15 protein-coding genes are annotated in these 14,281 nt (G+C 70.4%); 5 read left to right on the top strand and 10 right to left on the bottom strand.

Annotated elements, in window-relative coordinates; all coding sequences use genetic code 11:
* Positions 1–46: 46 nt before the first annotated feature.
* Positions 47–1,306, bottom strand: coding sequence for a phosphoribosylamine--glycine ligase (purD, locus tag Raf01_RS07605; protein WP_203916990.1), 1,260 nt, complete (start codon positions 1,304–1,306; stop codon positions 47–49).
* 122 nt (positions 1,307–1,428) lie between these two features.
* The gene (locus Raf01_RS07600; RefSeq protein WP_203916989.1) at positions 1,429–2,715 is read right to left on the bottom strand and encodes an adenylosuccinate synthase; all 1,287 of its coding nucleotides are present in this window, start codon (positions 2,713–2,715) and stop codon (positions 1,429–1,431) included.
* 126 nt (positions 2,716–2,841) lie between these two features.
* Here Raf01_RS07600 and Raf01_RS07595 point away from each other — a divergent pair, with 126 nt between their 5' ends.
* Together Raf01_RS07595 and Raf01_RS49410 are read left to right on the top strand one after the other, a co-directional pair.
* A complete protein-coding gene (locus tag Raf01_RS07595; RefSeq protein ID WP_203916988.1) occupies positions 2,842–3,735 on the top strand; it encodes a hypothetical protein in 894 nt (297 codons plus the stop codon).
* A 495-nt stretch (positions 3,736–4,230) separates the two neighbouring features.
* A complete protein-coding gene (locus Raf01_RS49410) occupies positions 4,231–5,997 on the top strand; it encodes a MinD/ParA family ATP-binding protein (protein ID WP_373319484.1) in 1,767 nt (588 codons plus the stop codon).
* A 103-nt stretch (positions 5,998–6,100) separates the two neighbouring features.
* Here the strand turns inward: Raf01_RS49410 and Raf01_RS07580 are convergent, their stop codons facing one another.
* Together Raf01_RS07580 and fbaA are read right to left on the bottom strand one after the other, a co-directional pair.
* Positions 6,101–6,514: a DUF3151 domain-containing protein gene (locus Raf01_RS07580; RefSeq protein WP_203916986.1), complete on the bottom strand. Its 414-nt coding sequence runs from the start codon at positions 6,512–6,514 to the stop codon at positions 6,101–6,103.
* 188 nt (positions 6,515–6,702) lie between these two features.
* The gene (gene fbaA / locus Raf01_RS07575) at positions 6,703–7,728 is read right to left on the bottom strand and encodes a class II fructose-bisphosphate aldolase (protein WP_203916985.1); all 1,026 of its coding nucleotides are present in this window, start codon (positions 7,726–7,728) and stop codon (positions 6,703–6,705) included.
* A gap of 202 nt (positions 7,729–7,930) precedes the next feature.
* Here fbaA and Raf01_RS07570 point away from each other — a divergent pair, with 202 nt between their 5' ends.
* Positions 7,931–8,185: a hypothetical protein gene (locus Raf01_RS07570; protein WP_308442636.1), complete on the top strand. Its 255-nt coding sequence runs from the start codon at positions 7,931–7,933 to the stop codon at positions 8,183–8,185.
* Between the two features lie 55 nt (positions 8,186–8,240).
* Here the strand turns inward: Raf01_RS07570 and amrB are convergent, their stop codons facing one another.
* Together amrB and amrS are read right to left on the bottom strand one after the other, a co-directional pair.
* Complete coding sequence (gene amrB, locus Raf01_RS07565) at positions 8,241–9,158, bottom strand: AmmeMemoRadiSam system protein B (protein WP_203916984.1); 918 nt, start codon at positions 9,156–9,158, stop codon at positions 8,241–8,243.
* Between the two features lie 18 nt (positions 9,159–9,176).
* Positions 9,177–10,283 (bottom strand): AmmeMemoRadiSam system radical SAM enzyme, encoded by a 1,107-nt coding sequence (gene amrS / locus Raf01_RS07560; RefSeq protein ID WP_203916983.1) that lies wholly within the window; start codon positions 10,281–10,283, stop codon positions 9,177–9,179.
* A 51-nt stretch (positions 10,284–10,334) separates the two neighbouring features.
* Between amrS and Raf01_RS07555 the strand changes: the two genes are divergently transcribed.
* Together Raf01_RS07555 and Raf01_RS07550 are read left to right on the top strand one after the other, a co-directional pair.
* Positions 10,335–11,129 carry a DUF2127 domain-containing protein gene (locus tag Raf01_RS07555; RefSeq protein WP_203916982.1) on the top strand — a complete coding sequence of 265 codons (795 nt, stop codon included), beginning with the start codon at positions 10,335–10,337 and terminating at the stop codon, positions 11,127–11,129.
* A gap of 49 nt (positions 11,130–11,178) precedes the next feature.
* Positions 11,179–11,910, top strand: a complete 732-nt coding sequence (locus Raf01_RS07550) for a DedA family protein (protein ID WP_203917101.1) — start codon at positions 11,179–11,181, stop codon at positions 11,908–11,910.
* A 22-nt stretch (positions 11,911–11,932) separates the two neighbouring features.
* Here Raf01_RS07550 and Raf01_RS07545 read toward each other — a convergent pair whose 3' ends face one another.
* The 4 genes from Raf01_RS07545 to Raf01_RS07530 are packed head-to-tail and all read right to left on the bottom strand — an operon-like array spanning position 11,933 to position 14,262.
* Positions 11,933–12,631 carry a class II aldolase/adducin family protein gene (locus tag Raf01_RS07545; RefSeq protein ID WP_203916981.1) on the bottom strand — a complete coding sequence of 233 codons (699 nt, stop codon included), beginning with the start codon at positions 12,629–12,631 and terminating at the stop codon, positions 11,933–11,935.
* Between the two features lie 34 nt (positions 12,632–12,665).
* A complete protein-coding gene (locus tag Raf01_RS07540; RefSeq protein WP_203916980.1) occupies positions 12,666–13,043 on the bottom strand; it encodes an ArsR/SmtB family transcription factor in 378 nt (125 codons plus the stop codon).
* 57 nt (positions 13,044–13,100) lie between these two features.
* Positions 13,101–13,640, bottom strand: a complete 540-nt coding sequence (gene pyrE / locus Raf01_RS07535) for an orotate phosphoribosyltransferase (RefSeq protein ID WP_203916979.1) — start codon at positions 13,638–13,640, stop codon at positions 13,101–13,103.
* 16 nt (positions 13,641–13,656) lie between these two features.
* Positions 13,657–14,262 carry a hypothetical protein gene (locus Raf01_RS07530; protein ID WP_203916978.1) on the bottom strand — a complete coding sequence of 202 codons (606 nt, stop codon included), beginning with the start codon at positions 14,260–14,262 and terminating at the stop codon, positions 13,657–13,659.
* Between the last annotated feature and the right edge of the window lie 19 nt (positions 14,263–14,281).

Genomic DNA, 14,281 nt, shown 5'->3' with positions numbered 1-14,281 from the left:
ACCTCCTCGCCTCTCCAACGGAGCGAGTGCGGCGGGAGGTTGCCCGTCAGGGGCGGGCGGCGCCCGGAATCGTGACGCGGCCCTCGATCGCCGCGGCGGCGATGTCGGTCCGGTGCTGTGAGCCGTCCAGTGACACGCCGGTCACCAGCGCGTACGCCGCGTCACGCGCGGTCGCGAGAGTCGGCCCGACGCCGGTGCAGGACAGCACCCGGCCGCCCGAGCTGACCAGTGCGCCATCCGACCGCCGGGCGGTACCCGCGTGGATCACGCCCGGTACCTCCGCCCCGGTGATCACGTCGCCGACCTTCGGGGTACCCGGATAATTCGCCGCCGCCATCACGACGGTGACCGCCGAGCCGGGATGCCAACGCAGCGGCGGCTGCCCGGCCAGCCTGCCCACCGCGGCGGCGTGCAACAGCCCGGCGAGCGGGCTGGCCAGCAGCGCGAGCACGACCTGGGTCTCCGGGTCGCCGAACCGGCAGTTGAACTCGATCACCTTCGGCCCGTCGGCGGTCAGCGCGAGGCCGACGTACAGCAGACCGGCGAACGGGACGCCGCGCTCGCGCATCTGGACCAGCGTCGGCTCGACCACGGTCCGCAGGACGTCGTCCACCAGGGTCGGTGGCGCCCATGACAGCGGTGCGTAGGCCCCCATGCCGCCGGTGTTCGGTCCGGTGTCGCCGTCGCCGATGCGCTTGAAGTCCTGCGCGGGTACGAGCGCTCGCGCGGTGATCCCGTCGGTGAGCACGAACAGCGAGACCTCGGGACCGGCCAGATATTCCTCGATCACCACCCGGCCGCACGCCTGGGCGTGGGCGAGCGCGGCCTCCCGGTCATCGGTCACGATGACGCCCTTGCCGGCCGCCAGGCCGTCGTCCTTCACCACGTACGGCGCGCCGAACTCGTCCAGAGCGGCGACCACCTCGTCCGGCTTCTCGCAGGTGCGCGAGCGGGCGGTCGGCACCCCGGCCGCCACCATGACCGACTTGGCGAAGTCCTTGGAACCCTCCAGCCGGGCCGCCGCCCGGGACGGGCCGAAGCAGGCGATCCCCTTCGCCCGGATGGCGTCGGCGGCGCCGGCCACCAGCGGTGCCTCCGGCCCGATCACCACCAGGTCGGCAGCCAGCTCCACAGCCAGACCGGCGATCGCGTCGGGGTCGGCAAGATCGACCGGGTGCAGTTGCGCCAGCCGGCCGATGCCGGGATTGCCGGGGGCGCAGTGCAGCGCCGTGACGGCCGGATCGGCGGCCAGCGCGGTGGCGAGCGCGTGCTCACGACCACCGGAGCCGAGCAGAAGTACGAGCACGGGTCCAGATGCTACCGAAACGCCAGGCCGGAACCGATCCCGAGCGAGCTCGCCACAGCGGCCGGTTTCAGATCAGATCGGTCCTCGCCAATGACCGCTCGGAAGAACTGGCCAATGCCCACTCAGAAGAGTGAGTGGCGGATCACGTTCTCCTCACGCCCGGGCCCGACCCCGATCACACTGACCCGGGTGCCGCACAGCTCCTCGATCCGCTCCACGTACCGCTGGGCGTTGACCGGCAGCTCGTCGAACGTACGAGCCTTGGAGATGTCCTCCCACCAGCCGGGCAGCTCCTCATATACCGGCTTGGCGTGGTGGAACGCGGTCTGCGTCATGGGCATCTGGTCCACCCGGTGGCCATCCACCTCGTACCCGACGCAGATCGGCACCTTCTCCATGCCGGACAGCACGTCCAGCTTCGTGACCACCAGGTCGGTGATGCCGTTGACCCGTACCGCGTACCGGCCGACCACCGCGTCGAACCAGCCGCACCGGCGCTCCCGGCCAGTGGTGGTGCCGTACTCGCCGCCGACCTTGAGCAGGTGCTGGCCGTTCTCGTCGAACAGCTCGGTCGGGAACGGGCCGGCGCCGACCCGGGTCGTGTACGCCTTGATCACGCCGATCACTTGGGAGATCCGGGTGGGCGGAATGCCCGATCCCACGCACGCGCCACCCGAGGTCGGGTTCGACGAGGTCACGAACGGGTAGGTGCCGTGATCCACATCGAGCAGCGTGGCCTGGGCGCCCTCCAGCAGGACCGTCTCCCCGGACTCCAGGGCTTCGGCAAGCACCAGGCGGGTGTCCGCGATGTACGGGCGCAGCCGCTCGGCATACCCCAGGTACTCCTCGACGACCGCGGCCACGTCGATCGCCTTGCGGTTGTAGACCTTGACCAGGATCTGGTTTTTCTCCCGCAGCACCAGTTCCAGCTTCTCCTGGAGGATGCCCGGGTCGAGCAGATCCTGCACCCGGATCCCGGTCCGGGCCACCTTGTCGCCATACGTCGGCCCGATGCCCCGGCCGGTCGTACCGATTCGAGACGAGCCGAGGTACCGCTCGACCACCCGGTCCAGCGCCCGGTGGTGGGGCATGATCAGGTGCGCGTCGGCGGAAATGAGCAGCAGGTCACAGGAGACTCCGCGCTCGGCCAGCCCGTCGATCTCCTCGATCAAGACCTTCGGGTCGATGACCACGCCGTTGCCGATCACGGGGGTGCAGCCCGGAGTCAGCACCCCGGAAGGCAGCAGATGCAGTGCGTACTTCTCGCCGTCGGGCGTGATCACGGTGTGTCCGGCGTTGTTGCCGCCCTGGTAGCGCACCACGTACCCGACCTGCCCGCCGAGCAGGTCGGTAACCTTTCCCTTGCCCTCGTCGCCCCACTGGGCACCGATCAGCACGATCGCTGGCATCTTGGCCTCTCGCCTGACGGGGATGGACCGGGCAGGTTGCCGCGGCATCTCGAAACCCCCGGGGTGTCAGGCTAACAAGCGGGCGACGACGGGCAGCACAGAGTCAACGACAGGAGGCCGATCCGGGTGTACGACGTGATTGTGCTGTCACTCTCCGACGGCACGGGCTGCGGCGGGGGCGAGTGCGCCTGCGGTACCGGTGCGCAGCCCCGCGCTCAGGTCAAGGCGTGCGCCGACGCGCTGGCAGCCGAGGGCGCGACGGTGACCACGCCGACCGCGTGCTCCGACCAGGAGATCGATGCGGTCATCGCCCGGCTGGACGGCCCGGCCCGACCCGACGGGCTGACCTGGCCCGCGCCGGACGGCCCCCGCCTGATCGTGGCGACCGCCGCCGAGGGCCAGGTGCGGGCGGTGGTACGGCGGATGGTCCGCCGGTACGCGCCGCCACCCAGCCGGCGCCCGGCCGACCTGCCCGCCGGCCGTACCGTGCCCGACCTGCCGCCGATCGGTATCCTGCCGCTCAACCGGCCGGCCGAGTTCGGCCTGCCCACCGATCCCGCGCTGGTAGCCAAGGCGGTGCTCGCCGGCACGGTCGAGCGGCTGGACCTGCTGCGCAACGACGGCGGCTCGGTCACCCTGCAGGGTGCGCTGCTCGGCGGCCAGCAGAACTGGGCCGCCCGGATCGAGGTCGACGACGCCGTGCTCGCCACGCCGGACGAGCAGATCACCGCCTGCGCGATCGCGAACGACGACGGATTCGCGGTGGTCGACGGGCTGCCGCTGACACCGGCGGCCGATCCGGCAGACGGGATGGTCAACGTCGCCGTGGCGGTACCGGTGGTGACGCGTAGGCTCGCGCGCCGGCGGGTACGGGTGGAGGTACGCCGGGCCCGGGGCCGTGCGGTCGCGGTGACTCCGCTCGGTGAGGTCGATTTCCTCGACGACGGCGTCGCCGGCACGCTGACCCGGAAGCGGAGCTGGTGGATGGAGCGCGGTGCGTGGGGAGTGTACCGATCCTGATACCGGCCGTAACATTCGCCGGGGGAGGTGAACCAGGTGGCGGTGCCCGATCAGGATCAGTTCTGGCCTCCGGATGAGCTCGTGACGCGACCGAATCACGGCGGGCCCGAGGTACCCGGGCAGCGGAGTGGATCCGACCCGCGCGGCGCGCACGGTGAACCGGCGGAGCAGACTCCGGCAGGACCGCCGCCCGGCCCGACTTCCGGCCCGCCGTTGGCGAATCCAACCCCTGGTCCACCACTGGCCCGACCGCTCTCTGGTCCACCACAGGCCGAGCCGGCCCCGAGCCCACCGCTCGCCTCGCGCCCGCCGCTGGCCGGACCAACCTCTGGTCCACCGCTGGCCGAGCCGGCCCCGAGCCCGCTCGCTTCGAGCCCGCCACTGGCCGGGCCGACCTCAAGCCCACCACTGCCCGGGCCGACGTCGGGCCCGCCGCTGGCCGGGCCGGGCTCCGGAGGGCCGCCGCCAGGCAACGGGTCGCGACCGCCCGGGCCGGTGACCTTCCCGCCGGCGCCCGTGCAGTCGCCACCTGACTGGCGCGACCTCGCCGCTTCGGCAAACGGATCCGGCCGGCCCAATGGCCCGACCTCGCCCTGGGCGGAACCGCCCCAGCGACTGGACCCGGCCGTCCCCGACCGGCCTGCGACCGATCCGGCCGGCCCACAGCAGCCCGGTGATCCACGGGTCGAGCCGGACCCGCACGCCACACAGCCGGCCACTACACCGCCGGCCGCCACGCAATCGCACACCGCGCAGCCGCGCACCACACCGCCGGCCGCGCCCGCAACGCCGGCCCCACAGCTTCCGCCAGCCACGCCGCCCCGGCCGAGCGGACAAGCCCAGCCGCAACTGCCCGGGCCGGCACAGCCGCAGCCTTCCTGGCCCGCTCAGTCACAGCCCGTCGGGCCGACCCAGCCGCAACCATCCTGGCCAGCTCAGCCGTCCGGGCCAGTCCAGCCGCAGTCGTCCGGGGCGGCTCAGCCGCAGCACGGGTCATATCCGGTTCAGGGTTATCAGCCAGGCCCCGCTCAGCCGCCCCAGCCGTACCCGGCGACAGACCAGCCGGGCCACCCCGGCCGGGGCTATCCGAGCCAGGAGCAGCCCGGCCAGATCCCGCTGGACCAGACGCAGCCGATCCCCAGCGAGCCACAGAGCCCCGGCCAGCAGCTGGCGCCCTGGCAGCTGCGCGTACCGGCGCCCACGTCGCCGCACCCGTCCCCGCAGTACGGTGGCCCGCCGCTGCCCGTACCGCAGCAGCAGTACCTGCCCGCCCCGCAGTCCCCGCCATCGCACTCGCCAGCCGTACCGATGTCGCCGGTACGGGACCCGGACGTGCCGACCGCCGACGAGTTCGCCCGGCGCCGGGTGGTCCGGCCGGCCGAGCCGGTGGCGCGCCTCGGCCTGCGCGGCGCGGTCAGCCGGGGCTCGCTGGGCCTGGTGAAACTGCCGCCCGGCGCGCACGAACGGGAGATCCTCCACCAGATCGAGATGGTCCGCCGCAACTTCGGTGGGCTGCGCCAGGTCACCGTCGTCAACCCGAAGGGCGGGGCGGGTAAGACCGTGGCCGTGCTGCTGCTCGCCATGACCTTCGGGCAGCGTCGCGGCGGGTACGTGCTGGCCTGGGACAACAACGAGACCCAGGGCACCCTGGGCATGCGCGCCCAGCAGGATTTTCACGCCCGTACCGTGCGGGACCTGCTCCGGGACCTCGATCACTTCAGCGGACCGCACGGCCGGGTCGGTGACCTGTCGCAGTATGTGCGGGCGCAGGGCGAGGGCATGTTCGACGTCCTGGCCAGCGACGAGTCGGCGACGGCCGGCGAGATGCTGACCGCCGGCGCGTTCGCCGACATCCGCGAAGTGGTGAGCCGGTTCTATAAGCTGATCATGGTGGACACCGGCAACAACGTGCGGGCCGCCAACTGGCAGGCCGCCATCGACGCCACCGATCAGCTCGTGGTCACCATGTCCGCCCGGAACGACTCCGCCGAGACGGCCGCCCGGATGCTCGACCACCTTGAGCAGTCCGGTCGGCAGCGGCTGGTCCGGCAGGCGGTCACCGTGGTGTCCATGCCACCCAGCCGCAAGGAGATCGACCTTCCGGCGATCCGGCGGCACTTCGCCGCCCGTACCCGGGCCGTGCTGCTCGCGCCGTACGAGCGCCTGATCGACTCCGGGGAACCGCTGCGGTACGGGCTGCTGTCCAGCGCGACCAAGCAGGCGTGGCTACGGGTGGCCTCTGCGGTGGCCGAGGGCCTGTAGGCGAGGGCCCGTGGGCGAGCTCCGATGGGCGACGCCGGGATCCGGACAGCACGCTAACCGGGCCGGTCAGCCACCGACCCGGTGCAGGAAGAACGGGCTCGCGTCAGCCGGTCAGGGCGTCGGCGGCCGACGGGTCACAGTCCCGGAGGAACTGCGCGCACCGTGCCGCTTCGTCCGATTCGCCGATCGCGTCGGCCGCCAGCGCGAGCTGGTGCAGGCAGCGCAGGAAGCCCCTGTTGGCCTCGTGCGCCCAGGGCACCGGCCCGCTGCCCCGCCAGCCGGCCCGGCGCAGCTGATCCAGACCCCGGTGGTACCCGGTGCGGGCGTACGCGTACGCGGCCACCGGTTCTCCGGCGTCCATCGAAGTCTTCGCGAGGGCGGCCCAGGCGTCGCTGTACGACGGGAACCGCGCGGCGACCTCTTTTTCCGCGCCGGGCGCGACGCTCTCCAGCGCAGCGCTCGCCTCGGCGTCCACGGGCAGCCGGGTGGCCGGCGGTTCGGGCAGCAAATTCCGCATGCCGCTCATTCAACCTCGCCCTTCGCCGTACGGCTCGCCCGAAAGGCTGAGTCGTTGCTCACGCGAGCGGAGGTTATGGCGAACGCCGTTCGAGAGTAGAAATGGAGGTCCGGAGCCTCCCCAGGACCCGGTAACGAGAGCCCGGTGGCGTCAGCCGCCGGGCTCTCGTCCTGTCCTGGGCGATCAGCTCACTTGGCGAGGCTGGTACCGGTGGAACGGAGGCTCTCGCAGGCCACCACGACCCGCTTCGCCAGGCCCTCTTCGGCCTGCCGGCCCCAGACCCGGGGGTCGTACGCCTTCTTGTTGCCGACCTCGCCGTCGATCTTCAGTACGCCGTCGTAGTTGGTGAACATGTGCGCGGCGACCGGGCGGGTGAACGCGTACTGCGTGTCGGTGTCGATGTTCATCTTCACCACGCCGTAGTCCAGCGCCTCCCGGATCTCCTCCAGCAGCGAGCCGGAGCCGCCGTGGAACACCAGGTCGAGCGGCTTGGTCACGCCGTACTTCTCGCCGACCGCGTCCTGGATCTGCTTGAGGATCTCCGGACGCAACTTGACGTTGCCGGGCTTGTAGACACCGTGCACGTTCCCGAACGTCAGCGCGGTGATGTACCGGCCCTTCTCGCCCAGCCCGAGCGCGGCGGCCGTGGCCAGGCCGTCCTCGACCGTGCTGTACAGCTTCTCGTTGATCTCGTTCGCGACGCCGTCCTCCTCGCCGCCGACGACGCCGACCTCGATCTCCAGTACGACGTGGGCGGCGGCCGCCTCACCGAGCAGCTCCTCGGCGACGCGGAGGTTCTCGTCCAGCGGTACGGCGGAGCCATCCCACATGTGCGACTGGTACAGCGGCGCCTCGCCCCGGGCGACCCGCTCCTTGGAGATCGCCAGCAGCGGCCGGACGAAGCCGTCCAGCTTGTCCTTCGGGCAGTGGTCGGTGTGCAGCGCGATGTTGACGCTGTAGTTCTTGGCCACCTCGTGCGCGTACGCGGCCAGCGCCGCCGCCCCGGTGACCATGTTCTTCACGGTCGGGCCGGAAAGGTATTCGGCGCCACCGGTGGACACCTGGATGATGCCGTCGCTCTGCGCCTCGGCGAAGCCGCGGATGGCGGCGTTGAGAGTCTGCGAGGAGGTGATATTGATCGCCGGGTACGCGAACGCGCCGGCCTTGGCGCGATCGAGCATTTCGGCGTAAACCTCGGGGGAAGCGATAGGCATCTGGAACGCTCCTTGGCTGCACTGGATGGCGGTGGCTGGATAGCGCCGCCGGGACGGTCCGGCTCCAGTGCCGGGCCACGACGCACTGTCCTGAAACGGCAGTATCGCGCACGTCACCGCGTCGATCACATCGTGGGGGCCTGATCGGCGACGCCCTGCGGCGAACGTTCCCAGGTCGTACCGTGGTTGCCAGGAGGTGACCATGACCGAACCGGAGTTCAGCGACCCGAACGCGAACCTCGAACCGGGCATTGGCCTGGGGCGGGACGCGGACCTCGACCCGGACCGGCGCGATCTCGAAGCACCCGCCGAGGACGCCTTCGAACAGTCGCAGCCGGCCGACCCCGCGGGGGAACGGGACGAGAGTCCGGTGAATCTGGATCGTGAGATCGAGGTCAACGAGTGGGACGCGATCGAGCAGGCCCAGGTGGTCGACTTCGATGACGATTACCGATGACCGGTGGTGACGGGTCGGTGCGGCGGCTCACCGCTGCCGCGCCGGCCCGCTCGGATCACTTCCCAGGCGAGGCGCTCAGGGAGAAGGCGGCGTAGCCGACCACCCGGGCGCGGTCGCCGCTGGCATCGGCCGACGTGCCGCGGTGCAGCAGCGCGGGGCGCAGGCCGGCATCGCGGGCGTACCCGAGTAAACCTCGCAGCGCGAACGAGCCACAGGCGTCGTAGCGGCCGATCCGCGCCGGGTTCACGTCGAGCACCGCCTGGACGGTACGGGAGTCCTGCGCGTACGCCGCCGCCTCGTCCCGGTAGTGCGACAGGTCGGTGCTGCACAGGACGACCGTGCCCGGCCCGGTCGCGGCCACCGCGGCGGCCAGCGTCCGGGCCACGTCGTCGGGAGTGGACGCGCCGACGACCATGGGCAGCACCGGGACTGTGTAACCGGTCCGGCTCGGCGCGTCTGGCGCCGCGCCACGACCCGGACCAGTCGCCCGACCAGTCCGGCTCGGCGCGTCTGGCGCCGCGCCACGACCCGGACCAGTCGCCCGCTGCAGGAACGGCAGCTGCACCTCCAGCGAGTGCTCGGGGGCCAGCGGGCGGTCGTCCGCCCGCGCGTACCGGCCGCCGACCAGGGTCGCCACGGCGGCGGTGTCGACCGGTACCTCGCCGAGCGGGGTGAGCCAGCTGCCGGCGGCGGGTACCACGCAGCCGGCCACCGGGACGCGGTGCGCCGGCCCGATCAGGATGGCCCGCCGGATCCGGCCGGCGTGCGGGCGCAGCCGGGCGTAGACGTGCGCCGCGACCGGGCCGGAGTACCGGTAGCCGGCGTGCGGCACCACGTACGCCGGGGCCAGCGGCTCGGCGTCCGTAACGGGTACCGCATCGAGCAGGCGGTCGACCTGGCCGGCGAGCGCGTCGGGGTCGGCCGGGTAGAACAGGCCGGCCACGGCGGGAGCGCGCGGTTCTCGCTCGTCCATGTCGCTGCCGGTCCGCGGCTAACGCGAGCCCAGCAGGACCGGGAGCCGCCGTGCGCCCCAGGTGCCGGCCGGGCCGTCGTAGACGCCGGGCAACTGGTATCCACAGCGGGCGCAGGCGCCCCTGTCGGTCAGCCGGTACTCCTCGATCCGGTACCAGTCGCGAACCACCACCGGCGCGCTGCAGCCCGGACAGATCGTGGTGCCGCCGTCCGGGTCGTGCACGTTGCCGGTGTAGACGAAACGCAGTCCGTGCTCCAGCGCGATGCGCCGGGCCCGGCGCAGCGTCTCCGGCGGGGTGGGCGGCACGTCGCGCATCTTGAAGTCCGGGTGGAACGCGGAGAAGTGCAGCGGAACGTCGGGACCCAGGTGCTCGGCGAACCAGGCGCACTCGGCCGCGATCTCGGCGTCCCCGTCGTTGTGGCCGGGAATCAGCAGCGTGGTGACCTCGAACCAGACATCGGTCGACCTCAGGTATTCCAGGGTCTCCAGCACCGCCGGCAACTGGGCGAACGTGATCTTCTGGTAGAACGCGTCGCTGAACGCCTTGAGGTCGATGTTCGCCGCGTCCAGGTGCCCGAAGAACTCCCGCCGCGGCTCGGCGTTCACGTACCCGGCGCTGACCGCCACCGCGCGCACTCCCCGGTCCCGGCAGGCGTCCGCGACATCCATCGCGTACTCCATGAAGATCACCGGATCGTTGTAGGTGAACGCGACGCTGCGGCAGCCGAGCCGCACCGCCGTCTCGGCGAGCGCCTCCGGCGACGCGGACGCGGAGAGCGTGTCGATCTCCCGGGACTTGGAGATGTCCCAGTTCTGGCAGAACCTGCAGGCCAGGTTGCAGCCCGCGGTGCCGAACGACAGGACGGGGGTACCGGGCAGGAAGTGGGCCAGCGGCTTCTTCTCCACCGGATCGACGCAGAACCCGCTGGACCGCCCGTACGTGGTCAGGACCACCCGGTCGCCGACCCGCCCGCGTACGAAACACAGTCCGCGCTGCCCCTCGTGCAGCTTGCAGGCACGCGGGCAGACATCGCACTGCACCCGACCGTCGGCGCACTGGTGCCAATATCGGGTCGGCACGGTGTGCGGGTCGGCGTCGGAGAGCGCCTCTGCGCTGGACCGCATTGCTCCACGCTACGCCGGGCGGACGTTGATCGGTTTCGCTAACGTCGGCGCATGGACTGGAACCTGCGCTCGTGCGGCCGGCACGGTCACGTCACGTACGCCCCGTCGGAGACGGAGCTGCGCGAACGGCTGCACGCACGGACTCCGCTCGGCGACGCGTGGCGCTGCCTGCGCTGTGGGGACTTCGTGCTCGGCGATCCCGGGCGGGAGGGGCCGGCCCAGGACGCGCCGGTGGTACGGCGCGGGCGGGAGCTGCGCGATGCGGTGATCCTGCGGCTGCTCGCGCTCGAACGCTGGATCCGGGGCGCGCTGGTGCTGCTCGCCGGGTACGGAGTGTGGCGCTTCCGGTACCACCACGACGCCGTACAGAAGGCGTTCAACGAGGACCTGCCGCTGCTCAAGCCGCTGGCCGACAAGCTGGACTACAACCTCGAAGACTCCTCGATCGTGCACAGCATCCAGACCGTGATCCAGGCGCGGACCAGCACCCTCGCGTGGGTCGCGCTCGGCCTGGCCGGGTACGGCCTCCTCCAGCTCGTCGAGGGCACCGGCCTCTGGCTGCTGAAGCGCTGGGGCGAGTACTTCGCGGTGGTGGCCACCTCGCTCGGGCTACCGATCGAGATCTACGAGCTGTCCGAGCGGATCACCTGGATCCGGATCGGAGCCCTGCTGATCAACCTCTTCGCGGTGGTCTACCTGCTGGTGTCGAAGCGGCTGTTCGGCCTGCGTGGCGGCAGGGCCGCATACGACGCCGAGCGCCACGAGACCTCTCTCCTGGAGATCGAGCACTCCGGCGACCCGGGTACACCGAGTGTCCGGGTGGACCCGGCGACCGCCGGCACCTGAGAGAATCCTGGATCGGGGGTGGTCCTCACACCGGTCACCGGTAACCTCTATCGCCGTGGATACCGCCGAGACGAGTCGCGCGCTGGCCGAGAGCCTGGGTAGCCTCCTCAATCCGAAAGACTTGATCCAGAGTGTCGGCCTGTTCGGCTTCTGGGCCATCGTGTTCGCCGAGACCGGTTTGCTGATCGGCTTCTTCTTCCCCGGTGATTCGCTGATCTTCATGGCCGGGGTCGCGGCCTCGCCCGTTGCCTCACAGTTCGTGGGGACCCGGCTCTCGCTGCCCGCATTGTTGATCGTGACGCCGATCGTCGCGATTGCCGGTTCTCAGCTCGGGCACTTCCTGGGTGCGCGGTTCGGACGGAAGATGTTCCAACGCCCGGATTCCCGCCTGTTCAAACAGGAGTACGTGGACAAGGCCGAACAGTTCTTCAACCGGTTCGGTGCGGCCAAGGCGATCGTGCTGTCGAGGTTCACGCCGATCGTGCGTACGTTCATGAACCCGATCGCCGGCGTCCTGGAGGTACCCGCCCGTACCTTCTTCGTCTGGAACGTGGTCGTCAGCATCGTCTGGGCCGACGGCGTTCTGCTGATCGGGTACGCGCTGGCGAAGCAGATCCTCCGCCTGATTCCGGCGGACAAGATCGATACGTACCTGCTGCCGGTCATCGTGGTGATCGTGCTGATCTCGATGATCCCGATCTTCGTGGAGATGGTCCGCAGCCGTCGCGAGAAGCGCCGCGACGCGGAGCGGGAGCAGGTGCAGCAGCGGGTCCGCGGGTAGTTTCCGGCGCCCGTCAGAGCTCTCAAGCCAGGTTGACGATGGGGGTGGCCGGCAAGCGGTCGGCCACCCCGAGGCTGAGTGCGCGGAACGTCAGAGCCGCGGCCTCTTCCAGGTAGAAGGCGCGCTTGTGCGCCAGTTCCACGGTCGGCCCGAGAACCGAACAGCCGTGCTGGGCCAGGATCACGCAGTTGGTACCGTCCCGGGTCGCCTCCGCCGCCACGGCGGCCACTTCCGCCGTACCCGGCGGGTAGAACGGCGTCCGCTTGATTGCCCCGAGGTAGAACGCGTGATCGGTGGTCACGAGCCGGATCGGCTCGTCCAGCGCGTCGAGCAGCACCGCGGTCTGCGGGTGCAGGTGCACGATGGCGTTCACGTCCGACCTCGCCCGGTACGTGGCAAGGTGCAGGGCCAGCTCCGAGGTCGGGCGGAGCATGGCCGGCTGATCGACCGAGCGCGGCGCGGGCACGGCAGCGGACACCGGCCCGCCGGTGGTCGGCGGCAGTTCGCCGCCGGCCACCGCACCTGTCGCGATGCTCACCCGGCAGAAATCGGACCGGTCGAGACGGTCAAGCCACGTCCCCGCTCCGGTCACCCAGATATCGTCGGCGCCGGGTTCGCGCGCCGACAGGTTGCCGCCCGAGCCGACCACCAGGCCAGCCCTGACCACCGCCGCGCCTACGTGGACCAGCTGGTCCCGCAGGTCGCCGACGATGTAGTTCACGCGACCGCCATAGTGGCGGTCGCGGTCGTGCCGGTCAGCGCGCCTTCTTGGTCGCCCGCTTGCGCGGCGGGGTCAGCAGGTCGGCGATAGCGGCAATCGCGGCCGGCACAAGGCGGTAGTACGCCCAGACGCCGCGCTTCTCGCGCTCGAGGAGACCGGCTTCGGTCAGAATCCGGAGGTGATGACTCACGGTCGGCTGGGAGAGACCAAGCGGAGCGGTGAGGTCACACACGCACGCTTCGCCCTCCGGAGCCGACTGGATCAGACTGAGCAGCCGGAGCCGGGCCGGGTCGGCGAGTGCCTTGAGCACTCCCGCGAGGCGCTCGGCATCGGCACGCTCAATCGGTTCGCCGGCAAGCGGCGAGATAGCTGGTAAAGCAGTTTCGGCCAACGCAGTTCCCACGTCTTCCATCCTTCCACCTACACCATCGATTCGCCTGCATATGCGCAGGTCCGAATCGACAAATTTTCAAACCGCGAGGCCGAGGTCGGTCAGCGAATAGGCGGATCTGTAGTCCAGCCCAGCAGCCCGAACGGCGCTCCCCGCGCCACGATCAACAATAACCGCAACCCCGACGACAACGGCTCCGGCTTCCCTCAAAGCATCCACAGCGGCCAGGACACTCGCCCCCGTCGTCGAGGTGTCCTCTACGGCCAGTACGCGTCGTCCTGCCACATCTGGACCCTCGATGCGCCGCTGAAGACCGTGCGTTTTCCCAGACTTACGCACGACACATGCGTCCAGTTCAATACCGCGGGCAGCGGCCGCGTGAAGCATGGCGCCGGCGACCGGGTCCGCCCCGAGGGTGAGCCCGCCGACCACGTCGAACTCCCAGTCCGCGGTGAGGTCCAGCATCACCTTGCCGACGAGCGGCGCGGCCGCGTGATGGAGCGTTACCCGCCGCAGATCCACGTAGTAGTTGGCCTCCTGCCCGGAGGACAACACCACTCGACCGTGGACGATCGCCAGGTCTGCGATGAGTTTGCGCAGGTCGTCGCGCTCTGCCATACGACGAGGGTACTTGCTAGGTCGATGGCGCGAACCGACGACCCGGGCCGGCCGAGAAGTACCGGTTGGCGGACGGAACCAGCAACAGCACACCGATCGTTACCGCGAGTGCGGCAAGTACGACTCGGAGTATCGAGGTCGGGACAGTCAACTGCTCCCCCGCGACACTCCCCGCACCCATGCTGACCAGCGAAAATGTGCTTCCACACAGATTGACGAGGGCGTAGAAGCCCATCAGGGAGGCCAGAACGATCCTCGCCGGGTTGGCGCCGCGACCAGTCAGGATCGCGCACACCACCGCACCGGCCGCGGGCAGTATCCACTCGATGATGGAGACCACGACGCCGAGCCACACGGCCGCGTGAGTGACAGTCGCGAGATCGATCGATACCTGAGGATCCGCACGGAGACCCTCGCTGACCTGCGAAGTTATCAGATTTCTATTGACAAACAGCGATACGATGCTGATCACCGTGTAGACCGCCGACAGCCCCACACCAAGATAGGTAAGAATCACTGCGACTTTCACCACACCGGGCCGCGGCGGGCGCGGGACCAGGGTCAGCGGCGCGAAGCTCGGGTGGATGAACCCCCAGTTGTACGCGTACCCGTAACCCGCCATTTGGTTGGACGCCGAGTCG

Origin of the sequence: Rugosimonospora africana (genome assembly GCF_016862975.1) — a bacterium.
Classification (GTDB): domain Bacteria; phylum Actinomycetota; class Actinomycetes; order Mycobacteriales; family Micromonosporaceae; genus Rugosimonospora; species Rugosimonospora africana.
The sequence above is the reverse complement of the archived record's forward strand: the minus strand, read 5'-3'. Positions and strand labels throughout refer to the sequence as shown.